Origin of the sequence: Chamaesiphon minutus PCC 6605, assembly GCF_000317145.1 — a bacterium.
Lineage (GTDB): Bacteria > Cyanobacteriota > Cyanobacteriia > Cyanobacteriales > Chamaesiphonaceae > Chamaesiphon > Chamaesiphon minutus.
The window spans coordinates 2,776,709-2,795,977 of the sequence record NC_019697.1 but is presented as its reverse complement, the minus strand read 5'-3'; the positions used below and the strand labels follow the sequence as shown (position 1 = coordinate 2,795,977).

The following is a 19,269-nucleotide window of genomic DNA, read 5'->3' as shown; positions in this document are numbered from 1 at the left end:
TGATACCATCAACGGCATATGGTTGACACCGACTTGATTGAGTTGGTATTGCCCTTTGATGTGTGAAGAGTGAGATTGATATGATAACTAACCCCCGCAGACGCATCCAGCCAAAACTAGCTTTAGCGATGGCATTATTGACCGCCATTACTGGCTTGTTAACTACCAGTTGCACCGACCCCAAAACGCCAGGAACGGGTGGAACGGGTGGAACGACCACCACAGGTAGCACTGACGGTCAAGGTTTAAAAATTGGGACTTTACTATCTAGTACGGGCGACTTAGCTTCGATCGCGCAACCGCTACCGATCGCCGTTAAAATGGCGGTCGATACCGTCAATAGTTGTGGTGGCATCAACGGCGCACCAGTGACGTTAATCTCAGAAGATGACCAAAGCGATCCGAGTGCAGGAGCTGCGGCAATGACCAAGCTTTCCGAAGTGGATAAAGTAGCGGGTGTCGTCGGTGCATTTGGGAGTGGGATTTCTACCGCAGCCGCTAATGTCGCCGTTCAAAAGAAAGTGATGATAGTCTCCCCTGGAAGTACCAGTCCCGTCTTTACCGAGCGAGCCAAAAAAGGCGAATATCAAGGTTATTGGGCGCGAACTGCCCCACCAGATACCTATCAAGCTCAAGCAATGGCGCAACTAGCCATCAAGAGAGGGTTCAAACGAGTCGCCACGATCGCGATAAATAATGATTATGGCGTTGGCTTTGAACAGCAATTCGTTACCTCCTTCAAAAAATTAGGTGGTACCGTCACTAATGAAGCCAAACCCACCCGCTATGACGCTAAAGGGACCACCTTCGATTCAGAAGTAAAAGCCGCCTTTGAGGGCAAACCCCAAGCTGTAGCAGCACTGGTGTATCCCGATACTGGTTCTATCCTCCTCAAAGCCGCTTACGAGCAAGGTTTGAGCAAAAATGTAACGATTATGCTCCCCGATGGTGCCTACTCGCCAAAATTCCCCGATCAAGTCGGAAAATCAACCGATGGCAAATTCATCATCGCGGGGTCGATCGGTACCGTTCCTGGGGCGCACGGCAAGGCTTTAGAGGACTTTAATAAAAAGTGGACGGCAACTGGAAAACCCCTCACTGCTTATCTTCAACACTCTTGGGATGCTGCGGCACTAATCATGCTCGCGGCGCAAGCAGCTAAAACCAATACTGGCGAAGGCATTGCTAGCCAAATTCGGGAGATTGCAGGCGGCTCTGGCGAAGAGGTTTCCGATCTGTGTCAGGCGATTACTCTGCTCAAAGCTGGTAAAAAAATCAACTATCAAGGTGCCAGTGGTAACGTCGATATCGACGCTCAAGGTGACGTCATTGGTACTTACGATATCTGGCAAGTAGAACCCGATGGTACGCTCAAAACCATCGACAAAGTAGATATTGCTGGAGCTGGTTCGGCACCAAAATCTGAAACTAAGCCAAGTGCTAAACCCGCAGCGACAGGGAATTAGTGGATGGGTGGATGGGAATGAATGGGTAATGGGTAATGGGTAACGGGTAACAATGCGATTGTCCTGTACTCATTACCAAGGTAGCGACGATACCTTCTGCCTAAAACCTAAAACCTAAAACCTAAAACCTAAAGCCTAGTAAGAGACGGCAGCAATTAACCTACCATTTCTTGCCAACTCTCCTTGTCTTGACGCACACAACCGGGAGGTTTCCTCCCGGCTGCGAGCCGCAACGCCCCGCTCCCCGCTCCCCGCTCTAGCTTTCCATATAAATATCTGCGATCGGTTTTATCTATCGATCGGTCGATGGCAAAACAATTAAATTATAATTAGTATGTAGCTGAATCTTATTTTTACTGACTACTTCTTTCCAAGTTTCATATTCTCGCGGCTGACAGTAGCGATCTAGTTGTGAATTGTATGTACCCTCAATGCCAGTCATGACTTGCATCACATTAGTTGCCGCCGCTTTGACGCCATCATCTGTCGATCGAGCATTAAGATAAAAATCATTACCAGGCCAGGAAACATGGTCCCAAGCGACAAAACTAAACAGTTCGCAATTGTCAAAATTATCCCCATCTTCTGCATAGGTTTGGGGCAAGCATAATTGAGGTTTATTTGTATTTCCTTTCAACAAAGGTCGGACGAATAAACTAATGCCCTCGATTTCAATGCGATCGTTATCGCATTCGCTATATGGATCGTAATAAACAGCCTGAATCTGCGAAAACTTACTAGCATGAGCCTGTAAGAAATTAATTAATGTCTGTTTCAACTCTGTACCCAATTGTCCTCTAAATATCCCCGCAAATTGCCCGCACCCCATCCCAGGGATAGTAATTAGAGCTTTTTTGCCCTGTTGTGTAGCTAACTCGTTAATATAGAGAAATGCTGGTAGCAATCTGCGTTCGTAGAGTCGATAATACCCTTCCGAGTTCATTTTTCCGTTGGTAGTAACTTCATCCCAGTCTACAGGTGTAATCTGATTATCATTTCGCAGGAGCGCGCCTGGAGTGAAAATCAGCGTCGCTGCAAAGGGCGATTCATGCACGTCGGGATGGCGATGTTTGCCATTATCGTACACAGTAACTGGCGTAACGATACTCAGATCGCCTAAGATCGAAAGTTCGGCTTGATTCCAATCGATTCCATTCCCAAATACTGCCGATTCGGCGAAAATCTGCGGACGCTTAGTTTGCATCAGCAACTCGATAAATTCTGGAATTGTGACTAGATCGAGAGCGATATTTTTTAATTTATGATGTAAATATTCACCAGCTTTTTCGCCAGCTTTTAACCGATCGAGATATGCGATCGCTTTTTGATATGTTTGCGGATTAGCCAGGGTTGTATAATGTTTCATGGATGAGGGGTTACTTAGGTTTTAGGCTTTAGGCTTTAGGCTTTAGGCTTTAGGTAGAAGGTAGAAGGTAGAGAGTAGCGACGCTACCTTGTTAACGACTACAGGACGATCTTATTCTCACCCATCCACCCATCCATCCATCCATCCATCCATCCATCCACCCATCCCCCCAAAGTCCAACTCCCCTAGATGATTAGCTACCTCAAAGGCACTGCCATTCAAATCCAGACACCGACTAACAATCGATCGATCTTGGTGTTAGAGGTAAACCAAATCGGGTATGAATTGCAAGTACCGCAGAGCATGGCCTTAGCAGTCGCGATCGATAGTGACATTCAGGTGTTTACCCATCAGCAAGTGCGCGAGGATGCGATCTCATTATATGGTTTTAGTTCGGCTGCCGAGCGAGATTTATTTCGACAACTAATCAGTGTCAGTGGCGTGGGGGCAAGTTTGGCGATCGCCTTATTAGATAAACTCGGATTGGCCGATACCGTTGCGGCGATCGTTACTAGTAATATTCAACGTCTGTCTACGGCTCCTGGCGTCGGCAAAAAAACCGCCGAACGTTTAGCCCTCGAATTGCGTAGCAAACTCGGACAATGGCGGGTAGACTCAGGTTTGAGCGAGTCGCTACCCCTAACTAGTTTAAATGCAACAATGCAAGCCGAAGTTGAAATGACATTGTTAGCATTAGGCTATACAAATGATGAAATTCGTCAAGCATTACAAGCAATTAGTCAAGATAGTTTAATGGTCAAAAGTCAAAACATCGAAGACTGGCTGCGCCTTGCGATCGCGAGCATTCAATAGAGCCGTTATCAAAGTAAAAATTCGATCTTTTTAAGTGCTATTCTCATCTAGAATATTCTCGATCCCCTTACTGCCATCGGAAGTCCAGTCGATCGATTCAACTAAGCTCAGACTCTGCTGGCGATGACAACCGATCGCCACTGATATGGTATTCTAATGATTGGCTTTCATTGTCTTAGTTAGTATATCTGCCGATCGTGCAGCAAGCGTTAAAATCGAAACTAGACAGTAGCCACCAATTTATAATTTAAAATTCTTGTACATGTCCTCATCACCACAGTCTGAAGATTTCGATGATGCTGAGTTAGTTATCCTCACCGATGAAGGAGGGCGCGAGTTGCCTTGTTACATCGAACGCGAACTCGAACTAGATAGCAAAGTTTATTTGCTATTACTACCAGAAAATGCACCAATTGAAATTTTTGCGTGGGATGAAGAAGATGATGTCACGGAGTTAGTCTCCGTGGAAGAAGAAGAAGAGATCGATCGGATCTTTGCCGATGCTCATGCAGTACTCTCCGAGCAAAATCTGACCCTCAAACGCACTGCCTTTACCCTCAGCGCAGTTGGTGAATTACCACCTCTCGATCCGACAGAAGTAGTGACGATCGAACTCGATGAAGATGACGAAACATTACAGCCAGAGGAATTTCAAATTCTGGCCAGATTTTATAACGAAGAACAAGAGTATGCAATTTGTACCCCAGTAGATCCACTCTTATTCTTTGGCAAATCTGATGACAAGGGTGTCGTTTCTCTGCTGTCTGAAGCGGAAGCCGAACAACTCCAACCTCGACTCGAAGACATGCTCTTGGATGAAATCTAGAACTGGAGAACTACGATTGAAACTAGTCCAAACTACTCCGAAATGGTTATTAATTTCAACCCCCATCGCCTTGCTAGCACTTATAGCTGGTGGTACATTATGGTGGAATAGTGTCACGGCACCCGCTTCTAGCGATCCAAATGCCCAAAGTATCCAAATCCAAGTCAAACCCGGCGCATCGGCGCAAGCAATCGGTCGAGAATTAGAAACTAAAGGTGCGATTAAGTCCCAATTAGCCTGGAAACTTTGGACAAACTGGCAAGCTAGGCAAGGCAAAGGATCGCCCCAAAAGGGTACCTATGAAGTATCGCCGAATCAACCACTAACCGCAGTCGCCGCCCAGATTTTGGAAGGTAAAGTGATCCAATCTGGGTTTACCATCCGTGAGGGTTGGAACATTAAACAGATGGGCGAATACTTTGAAAAGCAAGGCTTATTCAAAGCGGCTGATTTTGTAGCTGCTGCCACAGAAATTCCCAAAGATAAGTTTCCCTGGCTACCCGACGGTTTGCCTCATTTAGAAGGCTTTCTATTTCCCGAAACTTATCAAGTACCTGCTGAGACAATTACCCCCAAAGGTGTCGTCACCCAAATGCTCGAGCAATTCGAGCAGGTAGCTCTACCAGAGTACCAAAAAGCCGCAGCAACGAATAAACTTACGCTCCTGCAATGGGTGAGTTTATCTAGCATTGTCGAAAAAGAAGCCGTAGTTGCCGAAGAACGGTCGAAGATTGCGGGTGTATTTACGACTAGATTGGCCAAAAATATGCGCTTGGAATCCGATCCGACCGTAGAATATGGTTTGGGCATCAAGCAAACTGCCGATCGACCCCTAACTTTTGCCCAAGTCAAACGCCCCAACCCCTATAATACCTACATGAATGCCGGAATTCCCCCTGGCCCGATCGCCAGTCCGGGCATCGGCAGTCTCAAAGCCGTACTCAATCCCGATAGTACCGATTTGTTATTCTTTGTCGCTAAATATGACGGTACGCACGTCTTTAGCAAAACCCTATCGGAGCACGTCGCCGCAACCCAAGCAATCCGTCGGCAACGTCAAGCTGGTAACAAATAACTAATCGGTAGCTAAATCCGCGATCGTGCGCGCACACTCCATAGACAATTATGTCTGTGGAGTATTTTTATGAGGCATTAGGTCGTAAAATAAAGCGTTATTTATCAGGATTTATAGGATTAGAGGATTTACAGGATGAGGTTGTCGGTACTATCCATCCCCCCCCTCCCCGTCTCCTCGTCTCCTCGTCTCCTCGTCTCCCCCTCTCCCCCTCTCCCATGACCCTATTCCCCCTCCTCCAACCTGATTTAGTTCTCGGCGGTTCCGTCTTAGACTTAACCTTAGAGATTCTGGAACGAAATCAGATTAAAGGCTTAGTATTAGATGTCGATGATACCATCGTCCCGATCGGGATCGATTTAGCGCGACCGGAATTGACTAGATGGGTCGAACAGATCAAAAAAATTGGCCCACTCTGGCTAGTGACGAATAATCCCAGCCAGGTCAGGATTGGGGCAATTGCCGAAAGTTTATCCGTACCCTATTTTCATAGTGCCGCCAAACCATCGCGGCGCAAACTCCGTCAAGCAGTAGCAGCCATGAGCATCGATCCCTCCCAGGTGGCGATGGTCGGGGATCGGCTGTTTACAGACGTCTTAGCTGGCAATCGATTGGGGATGTTTACTATTTTGATCGAGCCGATTGTCGATGAAGAATCGGTCATCGGCTTTCAAGCGATCCGCAGCGTCGAGTTCGCGATCGCCAGAGCATTGGGAATTTCTTTGGCCGCGAAGAAATAAATATTTACATTACATAATAATCGCTCAATAAGTTGAAATATAAATAAATCATTAAGAAACTGGGGATGCTCAAAAATATCTGGCATCATAGTTTTATTGCAAATGGAGTCAGCCAAGATAAAGACTCTAAACATAATATAAAACCCAAAAACTCTCAGAGCGTTAGCTGCCACCGATAGGTAGTTGACGCTCTGAAACTTTTTAGACCCTGTTTTTCAATCATTACTAGATATCCTCGCTCCATTAGCGAATGCCTCGATCCCTACTTATTATGCCCCGATCCCCGCTATGTCTGACACCTTAGTAATAAAAGTTGGTACGTCGAGTCTGACTCGTAGTGACGGGAGATTGGCATTAGCAACAATCGCGGCTTTAATCGAGACGATCGTCGATCTCCGCGCCCAAGGATATCAAATTGTTTTAGTATCTTCGGGTGCGGTTGGAGTTGGCGCGGCGCGGCTGGGCATGACCGAACGTCCGAAAACAATCGCCCTCAAACAAGCTGCCGCTGCCGTAGGACAAGGGATTATCATGCGGGTATATGATGATTTGTTTCGCGAGCACCAGCAGCCAGTCGCCCAAATCCTGCTCACGCGGGGAGATCTCGACAGGCGCAGCAGTTATATCAATGCTTACAATACTTTCCAAGAGCTATTCCGCCTCGGCGTAATGCCGATCGTTAATGAAAACGATACCGTCGCCGTAGACGAGTTAAAATTTGGCGATAACGATACCCTCTCGGCGCGGGTAGCCAGCCTCATCGACGCTGACTGGTTATTTTTACTCACGGATGTAGATAGGTTATACTCCGCCGACCCCCGTAAATTTCCCGACGCCCAACCGATTTTCCAGATCGATCGAATCGAGGATTTAACAGCTTTGCAAGTCCAAACAGGGGGAAAGGGTTCGGAATGGGGAACGGGGGGTATGGAGACTAAAATAGCCGCCGCTGCGATTGCAACTGGCGCGGGTGTCAAAACGGCAATCACCCACGGGCAATTTCCGCAGTATATCGAGCGGATTCTCCACGGCGAACCGCTGGGAACTCAATTTACCCCACAATTGCGCGCCGCGAATGCCAGGAAACGCTGGATCGCACATGGGTTAATTGCCGTAGGTAAAATTTATTTGGATGCTGGTGCGGTGGCGGCAATTAGTACTGGTGGTAAATCTCTATTACCCGCTGGGATCGCGCGGATTGAAGGTGAGTTTGAGGCGACAGATGCAGTTCAACTTTGCGATGCATCGGGCAAAGAAATCGCACGGGGGATTGTTAATTACAGTAGCAGCGAACTCGATCGGATTCAGGGACATCGATCGACTGATATTATCGATCTACTCGGCTATCTAGGCGAAGAAACAGTCGTGCATCGCGATAATTTGGTGTTGAGCTAGAAAAAATGATGGGACAACTCCAGCTTTAGCAATGAGCATTGATAGAACAAGAGGAGATCGTTCGATCGCGACTGTCTGATATTTCTATTGCTTAGTTGTAAAAAGTATAAATTTCACAACAATTAAATTCGATCTAACTCAATCTAAATGCCTTCCAACCCTTTACCCCCACGATTGAGAATGGGTGTAAATCATAGTTGTTTTGATATCTTTGTAACATATAAATAGACACAAAATAGCAAGTATTTCAGTTAAGACGAGCAACTCATATCTCTATTTTTCCCCATCGCCATCTTAATCCCGATCTCACTTCGACCGTACCATCATCAAAATTGAACTAGTGTTATATTAAGATTTGTCTCAGTAGCTCAAAATTCTCACACTTATATGCAAAGCCAAAATACAGCTCCAATCTTTAATGCCGAATTTAATCGCTTTCAGAAGATCGGTGCAACTCAAGCATGGTCGCTGTTTTTTTCAGCTAGCAACAAAGATCGACTCTTAGGTTCAGATACCAAAACTGGAAATTACTTCACTTTTGGTCTGTTGGGTGCAGTGATTGCCTCGGCGATCGAGATTGTTGTTACTCACGCCATGTAATCGAAAAAGAGCGAGTTTTACCCAAACTCGCTCTGAATCTAGACTGCGGCTCGATCGCTCAATTTAAAGATGCTCCAAGAGCAGGACTACCTGTAAGACTCAACTCATCCTGCTAGCCTGATGACGGTTATCCGATCTGCCCAGCAGAAGCAGCTATTGTTATTCTGTCAATAGATTGTTACAAAAGTTGATAACAAGCTTTACATTGGTCAATAACAAGAATCGATTCCTGGCAGAACGCTAAGTTCCATTAATAGACAGGATCTAATTCTTGACTTTCTGCGTGTCGATACGAGATTTCAACTGCTCTCGACATTAACTAATACCCAAAACCATCATGTACGACTCCATCGACAAAAATAATCCTTTTGGTGAATCTAGCTCAGCATTGGACATGGGTCTCCTCACCAAGTTAATCAGTCAGCAGACTCAGAATCGTCTGCTGTTCGGGAACATGGCTATTCTGGGCTGTGGCTATGTGGGCAGTGCTGTCGCTGATTATTGGCAAGATCGGGGACATGATGTGACGGGTACGACCACAAGTAGAGAACGGATAGCGGCACTTTCGGAAATCGTCTCCAAAGTAGTTTTAATGAAAGGGGATAACCTCACGGCGGTACAGTCGCTACTTGAAGGTCGAGATACTTTGTTAGTCAGCGTCGCTCCCACAGGTGCTCAAGTAGCATCTGAAGCGGCTTATGCAGATACCTACATCAACACGACCAAAATTTTGGTCGATGCTCTAGACCAAGCTCCAAATGTCAAGCAAATTATCTACTTGAGTAGCTGCTCTGTCTATGGCGATCGGCAGGGAGCATGGGTAGATGAGACTACTCATATCGACCCACTAGAACACAACGGCCATGTGCTACATCAAGCAGAACAAATCATTCTACAGGCAGCTAATCAGCACCAAAAAGTCTGCGTGCTGCGCCTGGGTGGAATTTATGGTCCCGATCGAGAGCTAGTTAGTATGTTTGGCGGTATGGCTGGAATGACGATGCCAGGTAAGGGAGATCGCGTCATTAATTGGATTCACCGCGATGATATCGTCGGTGCAATCGAATTTGCACGGTTAAATGAGCTAGAGGGAATTTATAATCTAGTTGATGATAGCCAGCTCACTGTCAAAGAACAGGTCAAGCGGGTCTGTACTGCTTACGGTCTGCCCCAAGTCCAGTGGGATGCCTCCAAATTAAGTCTTCAGCGTAAAAGCTTGCAAGTCAGCAATCAGAAGATCAAAGCAGCAGGATACGATTTTATTCACCCCCAACTGCTTGTTTAGAAACTACACCATCATCGTTCGATCCGACGGTTCAAAGCTGAATGTTAACACTGGTAATTTTTTTCAGCTTTGAACGTAATTACTCGTAATCTAATTATTAACTATGGACATTCCCATCGGTCTAAGCATTGAGCAAGAATTCAGTTTGAGAGTTTATAAAGAACAGGTCGATCGACTAGACTTATCAACTACGCAAGAACTGTTACTAGAGGTTTTGCGTCAATCGATGGTCAAGGAAAACTTATTAAGAGAATTAATTAAGAATGGTATTTAGCTAATATCAGTTCGGGATCGGAAGTCAACTCATCTTCAGCTTCAGTTATTTAGCTGTTACTCCAAGAACGGAAGAATCCATCGGATACGATTGTCTCGATCGGTTGGAGATCTGTTGGCCATCCAACCACAAGAGCGCAACAGCCAAGCTGTTGCGCTCCGTGCAAACTAGTTAGTCAGCACATCTAATCTCGCGTCATCACTTCATTGTTGCCAATGACAGAGTTAAGTCCCCACACATGTTCTACCTCCAACTGTCGATGGCTGCAGATATCTTCTAAAAGTTTTTGTTGAGACAGAGCTTTGCGAAGAGTAACGATAAGTTGTTGGACTCGCTCTCTGACGATCGGATCGCGATCGGCAATCGTCATAGTTTGGCGTTCGAGTACTTGTAAAGTTAGTTCGTAATGTACTAGCGATGGTAAATTAATGCGATCCATGGATGTGCAGTCACCTTAAAGCCGAATAATTCGGCGGTATTTGAGTGGTTAGATTACAGCAGAAGCTACGTTGATGAGGCAAACATATCGACGATCGCTTGTCCGGGATCGTCCTGCTTTACTAAGGATTCCCCAATTAGTACCGCACTAGCTCCAGCCTCGACTACTATTTTAAGATCTTCAGCCGTATGCAGCCCAGATTCGCTGACAATGAGGATGCCGCGCTCCTCTAGCTCCTGCTGTCGCGATGCCAACAGCATCTGAGTGGTTTGTAAATCGACGCTAAAATCAGCGAGATTGCGGTTATTAATGCCAATCAGTTTGACGCCATTTAATTTCAACACCCGATCGAATTCTTCTTGAGTATGCACCTCAATCAGAGCTGTCATCCCCAACGCATGGACGATCTTCAGAAAATATTGCAAATCGGTATCTTCTAAAATTGTGGCAATCAACAATACCGCATCCGCACCGTGAGCGCGTGCGTAATAGATCTGGTAAGCATAGATAATAAATTCCTTACACAGCAGCGGTAAATCTACAGCTTGACGAACGGCTGCCAAATTTTCAAAACTACCCTGAAAGAAGGTTCGATCGGTCAACACCGACAAACAACTCGCCCCACCCCGCTGATAAGATTTGGCAATCTCGACAGCATCAAAATCGGCTCTAATTACCCCACGACTGGGGGAAGCCTTTTTGACTTCGGCAATTACCGCCGGACTGGTCTTTCCTGACTTGAGAGCACCCAGAAAGTCTAATGGCGGTGGCATTACACTTACTTGTTTTTTTAACTTGTCTAGGGGCATTTTATCCCGCAGCACGGGAACTTCCCGTTCTTTATCCCAGACTATTTCTTCGAGAATATGGTTGGGTTGATTTTCAGGAACTATAATCTGATATTCTAGTGGGCCGACATTTACTGATGAACTGGGGGGACGACGACGAATCTTCATTTAGGCTTTAGGCTTTAGGTTTTAGGTTTTAGGTTTTAGGTTTTAGGCTTTAGGTTTTAGGCTTTAGGCTTTAGGCTTTAGGTTTTAGGAGTTAGTTTTCAGATATAAATCATTTTTGCATGGGGTAACCGCTGAAAACGAAAATAGAGATCTCAGATTATGCTTCTATTCTACCGATCGATTTTCTAAGAGATCCCCTACAGGTGCTTCTCACCTCGCCTCGGACATGACGAGATTTAATCCCAACAAAAGGAGGTTCCCTCCGAGTTGTGTGCGTCAAGAGAGGGAATCTCCAGGCTGCGAGCCGCTATCGCAGACGCTTCGCGTTGGCGTAGCCTCGCCTCTGGCGAAACGTCGGGAAACCCGACGGTTTGCGACCGAAATCGCGCTGAGGAAGCCTCAGCGCGATTTCGGTCAAGACAGCGAGACAAGACAGTCGGGGATTTGAGAAAAGCTAAAAATAAAATCTACAAAAAACTGAAAATATGTCACAACGAGGTGCAATTGTCTGGTTTACAGGTTTGAGCGGTGCGGGCAAAACCACGCTCGCCCAAGCTGTTGCGGAAAGATTACAACTTGCCAATCTCAAAGTAGAAATTCTGGATGGCGATGTGATGCGCCAACACTTGTGCAAAGGATTGGGTTTTAACGACGAAGATCGGATCGAAAATATTCGTCGGATTGGATTTGTCGCCAATTTATTGAGTCGAAATGGGGTCATCGTCTTAGTAGCAGCGATCGCACCCCATCGTCATATTCGGGCAGAATTAAAGCAAAATATCGACAATTTTATCGAAGTCTATGTCAATGCACCTCTAGAGATCTGCGAACGGCGGGATGTGAAAGGATTGTATGCAAAGGCTAGAGCCGGACTAATTCCCAATTTTACAGGAATCGATGCAGCTTACGAAATTCCCCTAGCTCCCGATCTCGAATGTCAAACCGATCGCCAAACCATTACCCAGAGCGCGGCTGAGGTTTTACAAAAATTAGTGGCATCAGGTTATATTCCCACCAATTGCCAACTCGATCGGTTTCAAATCCCAACTCGATAAACTCACATCTTGCACTAATACAGAAAGAATAGTGCTGAGTATAGATCTGAGGGTACCCACAAGGGGCACCCCTACACAATTAATCTGTAGGGGTGCCCCTTGTGGGTACCCTGGGTCGAAACTAAGCACTAATATGGTTAAACTGTCTTGACGTTTTTATGCGGGGGTTCTCCCCGCATAAAAACGTCGCTGGTGCAAGATGTGAGTAAACCTAACGCCTACCGCCTAAATCCCTGACATAATTCGATCGCGTGCATTTGTAGCGTAGAGATCGTTTCCGCTCCGCGCTTGAGGTTGAATTCTAAATCGAGTAATTTGGGTAGACTGGCTGCAAGTCGATCGGCAGTGGTAGATTGGAGTTCTTGTTTGATGAAAAATAGGCGTTTGGGGTTGCCGATTCCGGCGGCTGTGGCGATGACTAGATCGTCTTTTTCGCCAGCTTCTACGAGCATTTTCACCCACAACCAGGTGCGAAATTGACCGACGAGGGTGGCAACTATTTTGAGTGCGGGTTCGTTGCGATCGATCAGTTCGGCGATCGATTGTAATGCGGTTCCGGTATCGCCTTGACGAATGGCGGCAGCAAGTTGAAGACTATTCTGAGTATTGGCAACTACCAGGCTGGCGACCATTTTTCGATCGATCTGTTGTCCTTCCCCTCCAGCTAGAAGTTGCAATTTGTCTAGTTCTAAATAGAGTTGTCGAGTATTATTACCAACGGATTCGGCGAGGAGTTGTACCGCATCTGGAGTTAATTTTAGCCCCAATTCTTTGGCAACAATTTGTACTCGCTGGTGGAGTTCTTCGGTTTTCCAGGGTGGAATCAGGCTAAATTCTTGAACGTTGGCAAATTTCTGAATTGTTTTGGTCGATTTGAGCCTGCCATCTGGCTTATTTTTGCTAGTCAACAGCAAAATCGTCGTCGCCGGAACTTGGGGTAACGTCCGTTCTAATTCGGCTAGTAATTGCTCCGAACATTGCTGCATTAGCGTCGTATCGGCCAGCCAGACTACTCTTTTGCCAGTGCCGAAGGGGGGAGTCATGGCAGCATCGAGAGCGGCGATCGCGGCATCCTCGCGCTCTGGTGGAATCTTTTCGTAGTTAAAACTCATCCAAGCCGGATCGAGTGCCGATTGTTGAATCGCACTTATCGCTTTGGCGATCGCGTAGTCATCATCGCCCCAGTAGAGAATAACGGTCATTTGGATTTTGGATTTTGGATTTTGGATTTTGGATTAAATACTATTGAATATCAATATTAACGAGCGTGATTCCCAATTATCAACTCTCAACTCTCAACTCTCAACTCTCAACTATCCACTACATATAATCATCATCAAACGCTTGCGCTGAGGAAGAGTAATCGATCGAGAGTAGGCGATTGGGAATGCCTTTGCAGCCGCCAGGGATAGTTCTACGAGAGGCTTCGCCGCACCAAGCACAACAGTAATAACGTTGTTCTTCAGACATCCGGCGCACATTGGTAAAATCGACATCTTCGACAACTGCACCGCTAAATTCGCCTGTAATATAATCGGGGGTTCGATCGCGCGCGCGGGGAGTAGCAGATTCGAGATCGCCATAAAAAAAGCGCGCCCCAAAAATATCAGCATTAGTTAATTTAGCTTGATACAAAATCGCTCTGGCTAAATTAGCTTTAAATAAAACGCACCCACTTAAATTAGTCCGAATTAAATTTGCATCGCTGAGATCCGTCCAGGGTAAATCGGTTTTTGATAGATCGGTACCTGCTAAAATTACCCCCAAATTAATGACGCGGACGCCAGCAATCCGATCTTCATCATAGCGTCCATCGCCATTAAGCACCACCCGACCTAACCTGAGATCGCGTTCGAGTGGCGTTAGCAATTTAGAGCGGGAAAGAAAGCGTAGTACTCGTGCTTTACCTTCCGCATTGACACTACCTAATAATGCCGCAGTTCGACCCACTGCAAAAGCTCTTTCTTGCGGCCAATCTTCCAAAAAGCCATTATCATCGAGCACCAAATCGCAAATTCCTTGAAAGTAATTATCGATCGTTTGTTGTTGCGTAATAACATTTTGTTGGTGATTGAGTCGATTTTGTTCGAGCGTCAAATCGCGAGACACTATATATTGTCGCCACGATACCAATGCGGCAATAGTTGCAACGATCGTCTGTCCGATCGCCCCACCCCACAATCCTAAAGCACCCACTGCACTCCAATCTGTCCCCGCCGAAAGATTGCCAATATATGTAAAAAAACCACCAAATTTGAGTAGATTGATGATGACAACTAACATGGTAATTGTCGTTACTATTTGCAATTGCTGCCTTGACGATAGAGTTCTTGGAATTTTAGGACGAATTCCACGATAAATAATCGGTACTGACAATCCAAACGAGATCGCGCAACCTGCTACTGTCAAACCAGTATTCTTAAATAAGATGCCGCACCCGATCGCGATCGCTCCCAGTACATTAAACCAAATCATCTTTAGTTAGGGGATAGGGGATAGAGGTTGGTTTTTATTCATGACGAGCGATTGTTTTGAGATCTATTAATCTGCGATAACTTTTCGATAAATCGATCGAGTTTGCGATCGTCATCGGGATAGGGATATTCATAACCAGAAATATTCAGCCACCGCTCTTTTTGGTCTGGATGGATATATTCTACACGATCGTCGATTAAGATCGTGCGATCGATTATCCCTTGAGGTATGAATGATAAATCTTTGTACATACCATGCCAGTTAATATATTCTAAATCTAACAACCAATCTGGAACATCTTGACGATCGGCTAGCGTTCGGGCTATTACCTCCGGTTGGCGTAGCCAACGACCGAAAATGCACCTCATCAACAGCCGTAAAGATCACCAATCGAGCGGAATTTCGGTAGCAATATTCTAAAAAAGCAAATAATCGCCCTCTAAGGATCGACTGCATCTAGCACTTCCAATACCGATTTAGGTAATAGTTTATCCTTAAACCAAATCACCTCGCAAGGTAGATCTCTGGCATTCAATCCCGCCTTCTCTAGATTCAACCGTTCCGAGATTGCTAAAATTAAATTACTACAGCCAGATTTCCGAACTTGGGCGAATTTTTTCTGTAAATATTCCGGTCGCCAATAACCGACGATCTCTAAAATATAACTGCGTCCGTCGGGATGGACCAATCGAAAATCAGGAATCATCACACTCCCCGGAATTGGTAATAATTCGACTTCTCGCTCTAACACCCATTCGGTTTTGAGCTTATCCCACCGATCGGCAAAACCAGATTCGAGCATACTATCATAAGACTTTCCAGGCGGATAGTGCGTTTCTAAGCCACATTTATCGGTGAGGCTATAACGTCCGACTTTAAGATTTCCGGTGTAAAAATCTTTAGTTTGTAAAGTTGCACTCAGGCTCCATTTAGTAACGTGAATAATTGCCGGAATTAACTTGGCAATCGCGAGTCCATATCGAGTACTAGCTTTAAATAAACTCGTTGGGCCATCGACTTTAATGGTAAACCCATGGTCGGCATCGCCTTCAATATATGTCATCAATTGAAACAATTTCAGATACCGAAATAACAGTTTGTATTGTCCGGGGACATTGCGATGTGCGTTAATTGTCAGCTCGCTGGCGCGGTAAAATACGCCCTGAACTTGCGATAGATTGTAACGGTGAATTAGAGCGACTGGATCGGGTGCGGTAAACTCAGTCAAAATCCGATTTTCTGGCAAATCGGCATACAATCCTTGAGTAATTTGAGCGGGAATAATTTCGCGGCTCAACTCCTGAGAAAGATTGCTAGCAAGTGTGGCTAATGTGGCTTTACTGTGCTCTACACTGGGGCTAGAAGTCGCCGAGAGTGCATAGACTCGTTCGCGCAGTTCCGAGGGGTGGAGTGGGCTGACAACCTCAAATTGACTGAAGGTTTGACTCTTAAGCAGATGGGCAAATCCCCGCTTGACGCGAAAGTCGGGGCTATCGCCTTCTAGCTCTAGCAGCATCTCGTCGAGTTGTCCCTGTGTCCCGCCTGTGACAGAGGTAAAACAATCGATAATCTCGATCGCCATCTGAATATGATGCGCGTCGATTTCAATTCGCTTGGGGACGATCGATTCGCCATTGTATCGGTAGATTAGTAAGTCGCCAGGTAGCATTTTGGGGGGTGGGGAGAGGGGGACTTTTGTCGAGCTTCTCGGTCGGTAGTGCTTAGTAATATGGTCAACGCGATACTTGTGCTAGTGAGGTTTTCTGGTGGGGAAAGAACCCGGATCTGGGGGTTCCGACCCCCAGACCCCCCGTTGAGGGGCGGGACGCCGCCCCTCAAACTCCCCTGCGTATATAGGTTGTTTGCGCTAGTGTCATCTGGGTCGGTTTGACTTATTCGCTACGGGGTAGGGTTTGGTTGGTACTTAGTATAATGGATTGGGCACGAAACCCTCCCCTACACATAGATTTATATCTATTTACATCTTCTCGTCCCCTCGTCTCCTCGTCCCCTCGTCTCCTCGTCCCCTCGTCTCCTCGTCTCTCTCAAAACCCATACTTAATCGACACACTCACGGTATTATCTTTATAAACATTTGATGTCGGGCCGAGGGTGCGGCGGAAATCGATCTCAGCAGCATTCCAACCTAGATAAATTGCCGAATTGGAATTAGGATCTAGATCGTAACTGATATTTGCGCCGAAAGGATTGGTGGAAATATTATTATCGAATGCAGTGAAAAATCCACCTATTTTCAATCGGTCGGTAACTTTCCAATTCAGATTAAAGACTGTTTTACGATCGATCGATTCTGGCAGTACATTACCAAAAAATTGCGTACCGCCGATCGAGATATCGCCAAAGTTAAATGCTAATCCGGCATTGATAAAGCTTTGGGTAGTGCGGATCGGTAGCGACTGAAGGGTGATCGCACCATCGATGATATAGTTAGCATTAAACCCGATGACTAGATTATTGCGCGGATTGTTACCCAGCCCGATCGATTGCGTGGCATTGGCAAATAGTTGAGTATAGTATTCTGGATCGGGATTGAGATAACCGACGCCGCCGATGCTATAACTCAATCCACGGGGATTGACGCTCGAATAATCACTGCCGACATATGCTTTGATATTTGATGTCGTTTTGGCATCGAATCCAGGATTGACGATCGCGCCAGTATAATATCGCCACAGTGTATTTTCAGTTAATGTCGTTCCAGTCAGACTAATATGGGGATAATAATCTGTCCGTTGTCGAATCGTATCGGTATCCACGCGGGAGACATCCCGATTGAATACCGTCACATATCCTTGCCCGTAAGCATTTTGCAAGCCGCCAGAGTTAAACCCAAACCCATTAAGATTGACATCTATCGGGACGCCGCCGCCTTCGCCACCACCACTAGCGACGATCCGAGGCTCGCGCAGGGTGATGTAACGATAATCCCGAAGAAACTCACGCTCGACAACTGGAGACATCCCCACCCAAATCGCCTGATGGTTCGCTCCTGGCGGCACTCGCGGATCGCTGCCAAAACTGGGCGCATAACCCGTACCTGCTTGATAAACAGTCAGACTATTGTCGGGAATGCGGAGGGCATTTGCCGCTCGATAGAGGTTGGGATTGACGACAATCCGCGCTCCAGGCTTGCCTGGGGCGATACTGGGCTGAAAGTCTGGTAAAACTTGCCCCAACGCATTGACGATACCATTGGCGAGTTGATTGCGATCGCCATTGACATAATTTAAAGCTCGAATCGTCCGCCCGACTGTCGATTCGACGCCATTAGTGGCAAAACTCTGATTCAGTCGGGCGTAATTAACCGCCACATTATTCTTAAATGTCTCTTGGCGTTCGCCTGTCAATACTGGCGGCGGCGAGCCTTCTGGCGGTGGCACTAAACCTACCGCCGGAACTGTAATATCAATGCCAAACTCTTGCCCATTCGCACCGCCTTGGAATCCTGGTTCCCTAATCGCGGCAACAGATGCAGGAGAAATAACATCGCCAAATTGCGAGGTAATTCTCGCTCCAGTGGGTTGCAATTTACGCGGATCGATAACAGGATCGTCGATCTTGATGCCTGGTAGATAGGTGCAAATTTGGCCTGGATTATTCAGACAGTTAGCATCTAAACTAATTTGTTGGCGAAATCCCAACAAGGTTTGGGGTTTGGCGACAGAGACGGCAATATCCTGATTTTGGACGACATTGCGAATTCCAACCGTTTCTAGTTGCGTATTTACCCGCACTACCCGATCGGCAGTGACACTCTGGATGCTCCTGGCTCCAATTAGCTTATAGACATCAAAATTCAGATCCGTATTGCGAAAATTCCCCGCTTCAAATCCGGCAATTGCGACTGTGCTAGTAAAGTGCGAAACTTTATTGCCATTAAGTACGAATTGCGTGGAAAAGGGATCGACTATTTTGGGATCTAAAACTTGCGGCGCGATGATAAAGCGCGGATCTTTTGCTGGTTGGGGAGCGACGGGCACATTTGGGGACGGAACGGCGGGGGTGTTATTTGGTGGTGGCAGTAGATCCGGCGTTAGTACCGAATTAATCGGCACGATGGGAATGCTCGGCGGAATTAAATTCGGGAGAATCAGGGGCGCGAGCAGCGTGGGCAGAGGCAGAGTTACTTGAGCAACTTGGATTGGCGCAGGCGGATCTGTGGCTGGATGTTCGACACTTTCCGCCCCATCTTCGCCAGCGTCATCGGGACTGGATTTGGTGCTACTCGCTAGGCGGGGAGTCACCAAAGTATTGGGATCTAGCCGATTTAAGTGCGGCTCTGGATCTGGTATTTGGGCGTTGGCATTGCTACTAGCGATCGTCAAGTACCAAACCGCGATCGCCATGCCAGAATAAGCCAATTTAGATTTGGTCTTGAAGTAGGCTAATGACGGTGAATACATAAAGATCGACGGTGCTCCAACATATAATCGACTCTTTTGCGTTGGTTGTGTTGTCAATAAGTTGGGAAAAAAATATCCAT

General features: G+C 46.4%; 17 protein-coding genes and 1 pseudogene. 10 read left to right on the top strand and 8 right to left on the bottom strand.

Features of this window, described 5'->3' with window-relative positions; translation table 11 throughout:
- The first annotated feature begins 80 nt into the window (after positions 1 to 80).
- The gene (locus CHA6605_RS12900; protein ID WP_015159884.1) at positions 81 to 1,466 is read left to right on the top strand and encodes an ABC transporter substrate-binding protein; all 1,386 of its coding nucleotides are present in this window, start codon (positions 81 to 83) and stop codon (positions 1,464 to 1,466) included.
- 292 nt (positions 1,467 to 1,758) lie between these two features.
- On the opposite strand, the gene CHA6605_RS12895 is transcribed toward CHA6605_RS12900, so the two are convergent.
- On the bottom strand, positions 1,759 to 2,832 hold the full coding sequence (locus CHA6605_RS12895; protein WP_015159883.1) for a hypothetical protein: 1,074 nt from the start codon (positions 2,830 to 2,832) through the stop codon (positions 1,759 to 1,761).
- 189 nt (positions 2,833 to 3,021) lie between these two features.
- Between CHA6605_RS12895 and ruvA the strand changes: the two genes are divergently transcribed.
- The 8 genes from ruvA to CHA6605_RS12855 all read left to right on the top strand — a co-directional run bounded on the left by ruvA (position 3,022) and on the right by CHA6605_RS12855 (position 9,840).
- Positions 3,022 to 3,645: a Holliday junction branch migration protein RuvA gene (gene ruvA / locus CHA6605_RS12890; protein WP_015159882.1), complete on the top strand. Its 624-nt coding sequence runs from the start codon at positions 3,022 to 3,024 to the stop codon at positions 3,643 to 3,645.
- 262 nt (positions 3,646 to 3,907) lie between these two features.
- Complete coding sequence (locus tag CHA6605_RS12885) at positions 3,908 to 4,471, top strand: DUF3727 domain-containing protein (RefSeq protein ID WP_015159881.1); 564 nt, start codon at positions 3,908 to 3,910, stop codon at positions 4,469 to 4,471.
- On the top strand, positions 4,461 to 5,546 hold the full coding sequence (gene mltG / locus CHA6605_RS12880; protein WP_015159880.1) for an endolytic transglycosylase MltG: 1,086 nt from the start codon (positions 4,461 to 4,463) through the stop codon (positions 5,544 to 5,546). The genes CHA6605_RS12885 and mltG overlap by 11 nt, the downstream gene beginning before the upstream one ends.
- A gap of 218 nt (positions 5,547 to 5,764) precedes the next feature.
- Positions 5,765 to 6,286 (top strand): YqeG family HAD IIIA-type phosphatase, encoded by a 522-nt coding sequence (locus tag CHA6605_RS12875; RefSeq protein WP_041547998.1) that lies wholly within the window; start codon positions 5,765 to 5,767, stop codon positions 6,284 to 6,286.
- 288 nt (positions 6,287 to 6,574) lie between these two features.
- Complete coding sequence (proB, locus tag CHA6605_RS12870; RefSeq protein ID WP_015159877.1) at positions 6,575 to 7,681, top strand: glutamate 5-kinase; 1,107 nt, start codon at positions 6,575 to 6,577, stop codon at positions 7,679 to 7,681.
- A 387-nt stretch (positions 7,682 to 8,068) separates the two neighbouring features.
- On the top strand, positions 8,069 to 8,281 hold the full coding sequence (locus tag CHA6605_RS12865) for a hypothetical protein (protein WP_015159876.1): 213 nt from the start codon (positions 8,069 to 8,071) through the stop codon (positions 8,279 to 8,281).
- A 337-nt stretch (positions 8,282 to 8,618) separates the two neighbouring features.
- On the top strand, positions 8,619 to 9,566 hold the full coding sequence (locus tag CHA6605_RS12860; protein WP_015159875.1) for an SDR family oxidoreductase: 948 nt from the start codon (positions 8,619 to 8,621) through the stop codon (positions 9,564 to 9,566).
- 103 nt (positions 9,567 to 9,669) lie between these two features.
- Complete coding sequence (locus tag CHA6605_RS12855; RefSeq protein ID WP_015159874.1) at positions 9,670 to 9,840, top strand: NblA/ycf18 family protein; 171 nt, start codon at positions 9,670 to 9,672, stop codon at positions 9,838 to 9,840.
- 184 nt (positions 9,841 to 10,024) lie between these two features.
- On the opposite strand, the gene CHA6605_RS36610 is transcribed toward CHA6605_RS12855, so the two are convergent.
- Together CHA6605_RS36610 and trpC are read right to left on the bottom strand one after the other, a co-directional pair.
- Positions 10,025 to 10,279 carry a DUF5340 domain-containing protein gene (locus tag CHA6605_RS36610; protein WP_015159873.1) on the bottom strand — a complete coding sequence of 85 codons (255 nt, stop codon included), beginning with the start codon at positions 10,277 to 10,279 and terminating at the stop codon, positions 10,025 to 10,027.
- Between the two features lie 65 nt (positions 10,280 to 10,344).
- Positions 10,345 to 11,235, bottom strand: a complete 891-nt coding sequence (gene trpC, locus CHA6605_RS12845; RefSeq protein ID WP_015159872.1) for an indole-3-glycerol phosphate synthase TrpC — start codon at positions 11,233 to 11,235, stop codon at positions 10,345 to 10,347.
- Positions 11,236 to 11,717: 482 nt separating this feature from the next.
- Here trpC and cysC point away from each other — a divergent pair.
- A pseudogene (cysC, locus tag CHA6605_RS12840) lies at positions 11,718 to 12,290 on the top strand (adenylyl-sulfate kinase); the annotation flags it as partial.
- A 218-nt stretch (positions 12,291 to 12,508) separates the two neighbouring features.
- Here cysC and holA read toward each other — a convergent pair.
- From holA to CHA6605_RS12815, 5 genes are all read right to left on the bottom strand, one after another.
- Entirely contained in the window at positions 12,509 to 13,492 is a 984-nt protein-coding gene (gene holA, locus CHA6605_RS12835; protein WP_015159870.1) for a DNA polymerase III subunit delta, read from the bottom strand.
- A gap of 118 nt (positions 13,493 to 13,610) precedes the next feature.
- The gene (locus CHA6605_RS12830; protein WP_015159869.1) at positions 13,611 to 14,765 is read right to left on the bottom strand and encodes a pentapeptide repeat-containing protein; all 1,155 of its coding nucleotides are present in this window, start codon (positions 14,763 to 14,765) and stop codon (positions 13,611 to 13,613) included.
- 38 nt (positions 14,766 to 14,803) lie between these two features.
- Entirely contained in the window at positions 14,804 to 15,136 is a 333-nt protein-coding gene (locus CHA6605_RS12825) for a hypothetical protein (protein ID WP_157259977.1), read from the bottom strand.
- Positions 15,137 to 15,204: 68 nt separating this feature from the next.
- Positions 15,205 to 16,434: a DUF790 family protein gene (locus tag CHA6605_RS12820; RefSeq protein WP_015159867.1), complete on the bottom strand. Its 1,230-nt coding sequence runs from the start codon at positions 16,432 to 16,434 to the stop codon at positions 15,205 to 15,207.
- Positions 16,435 to 16,810: 376 nt separating this feature from the next.
- Positions 16,811 to 19,189 carry a hypothetical protein gene (locus CHA6605_RS12815; RefSeq protein WP_015159866.1) on the bottom strand — a complete coding sequence of 793 codons (2,379 nt, stop codon included), beginning with the start codon at positions 19,187 to 19,189 and terminating at the stop codon, positions 16,811 to 16,813.
- Positions 19,190 to 19,269 lie beyond the last annotated feature (80 nt).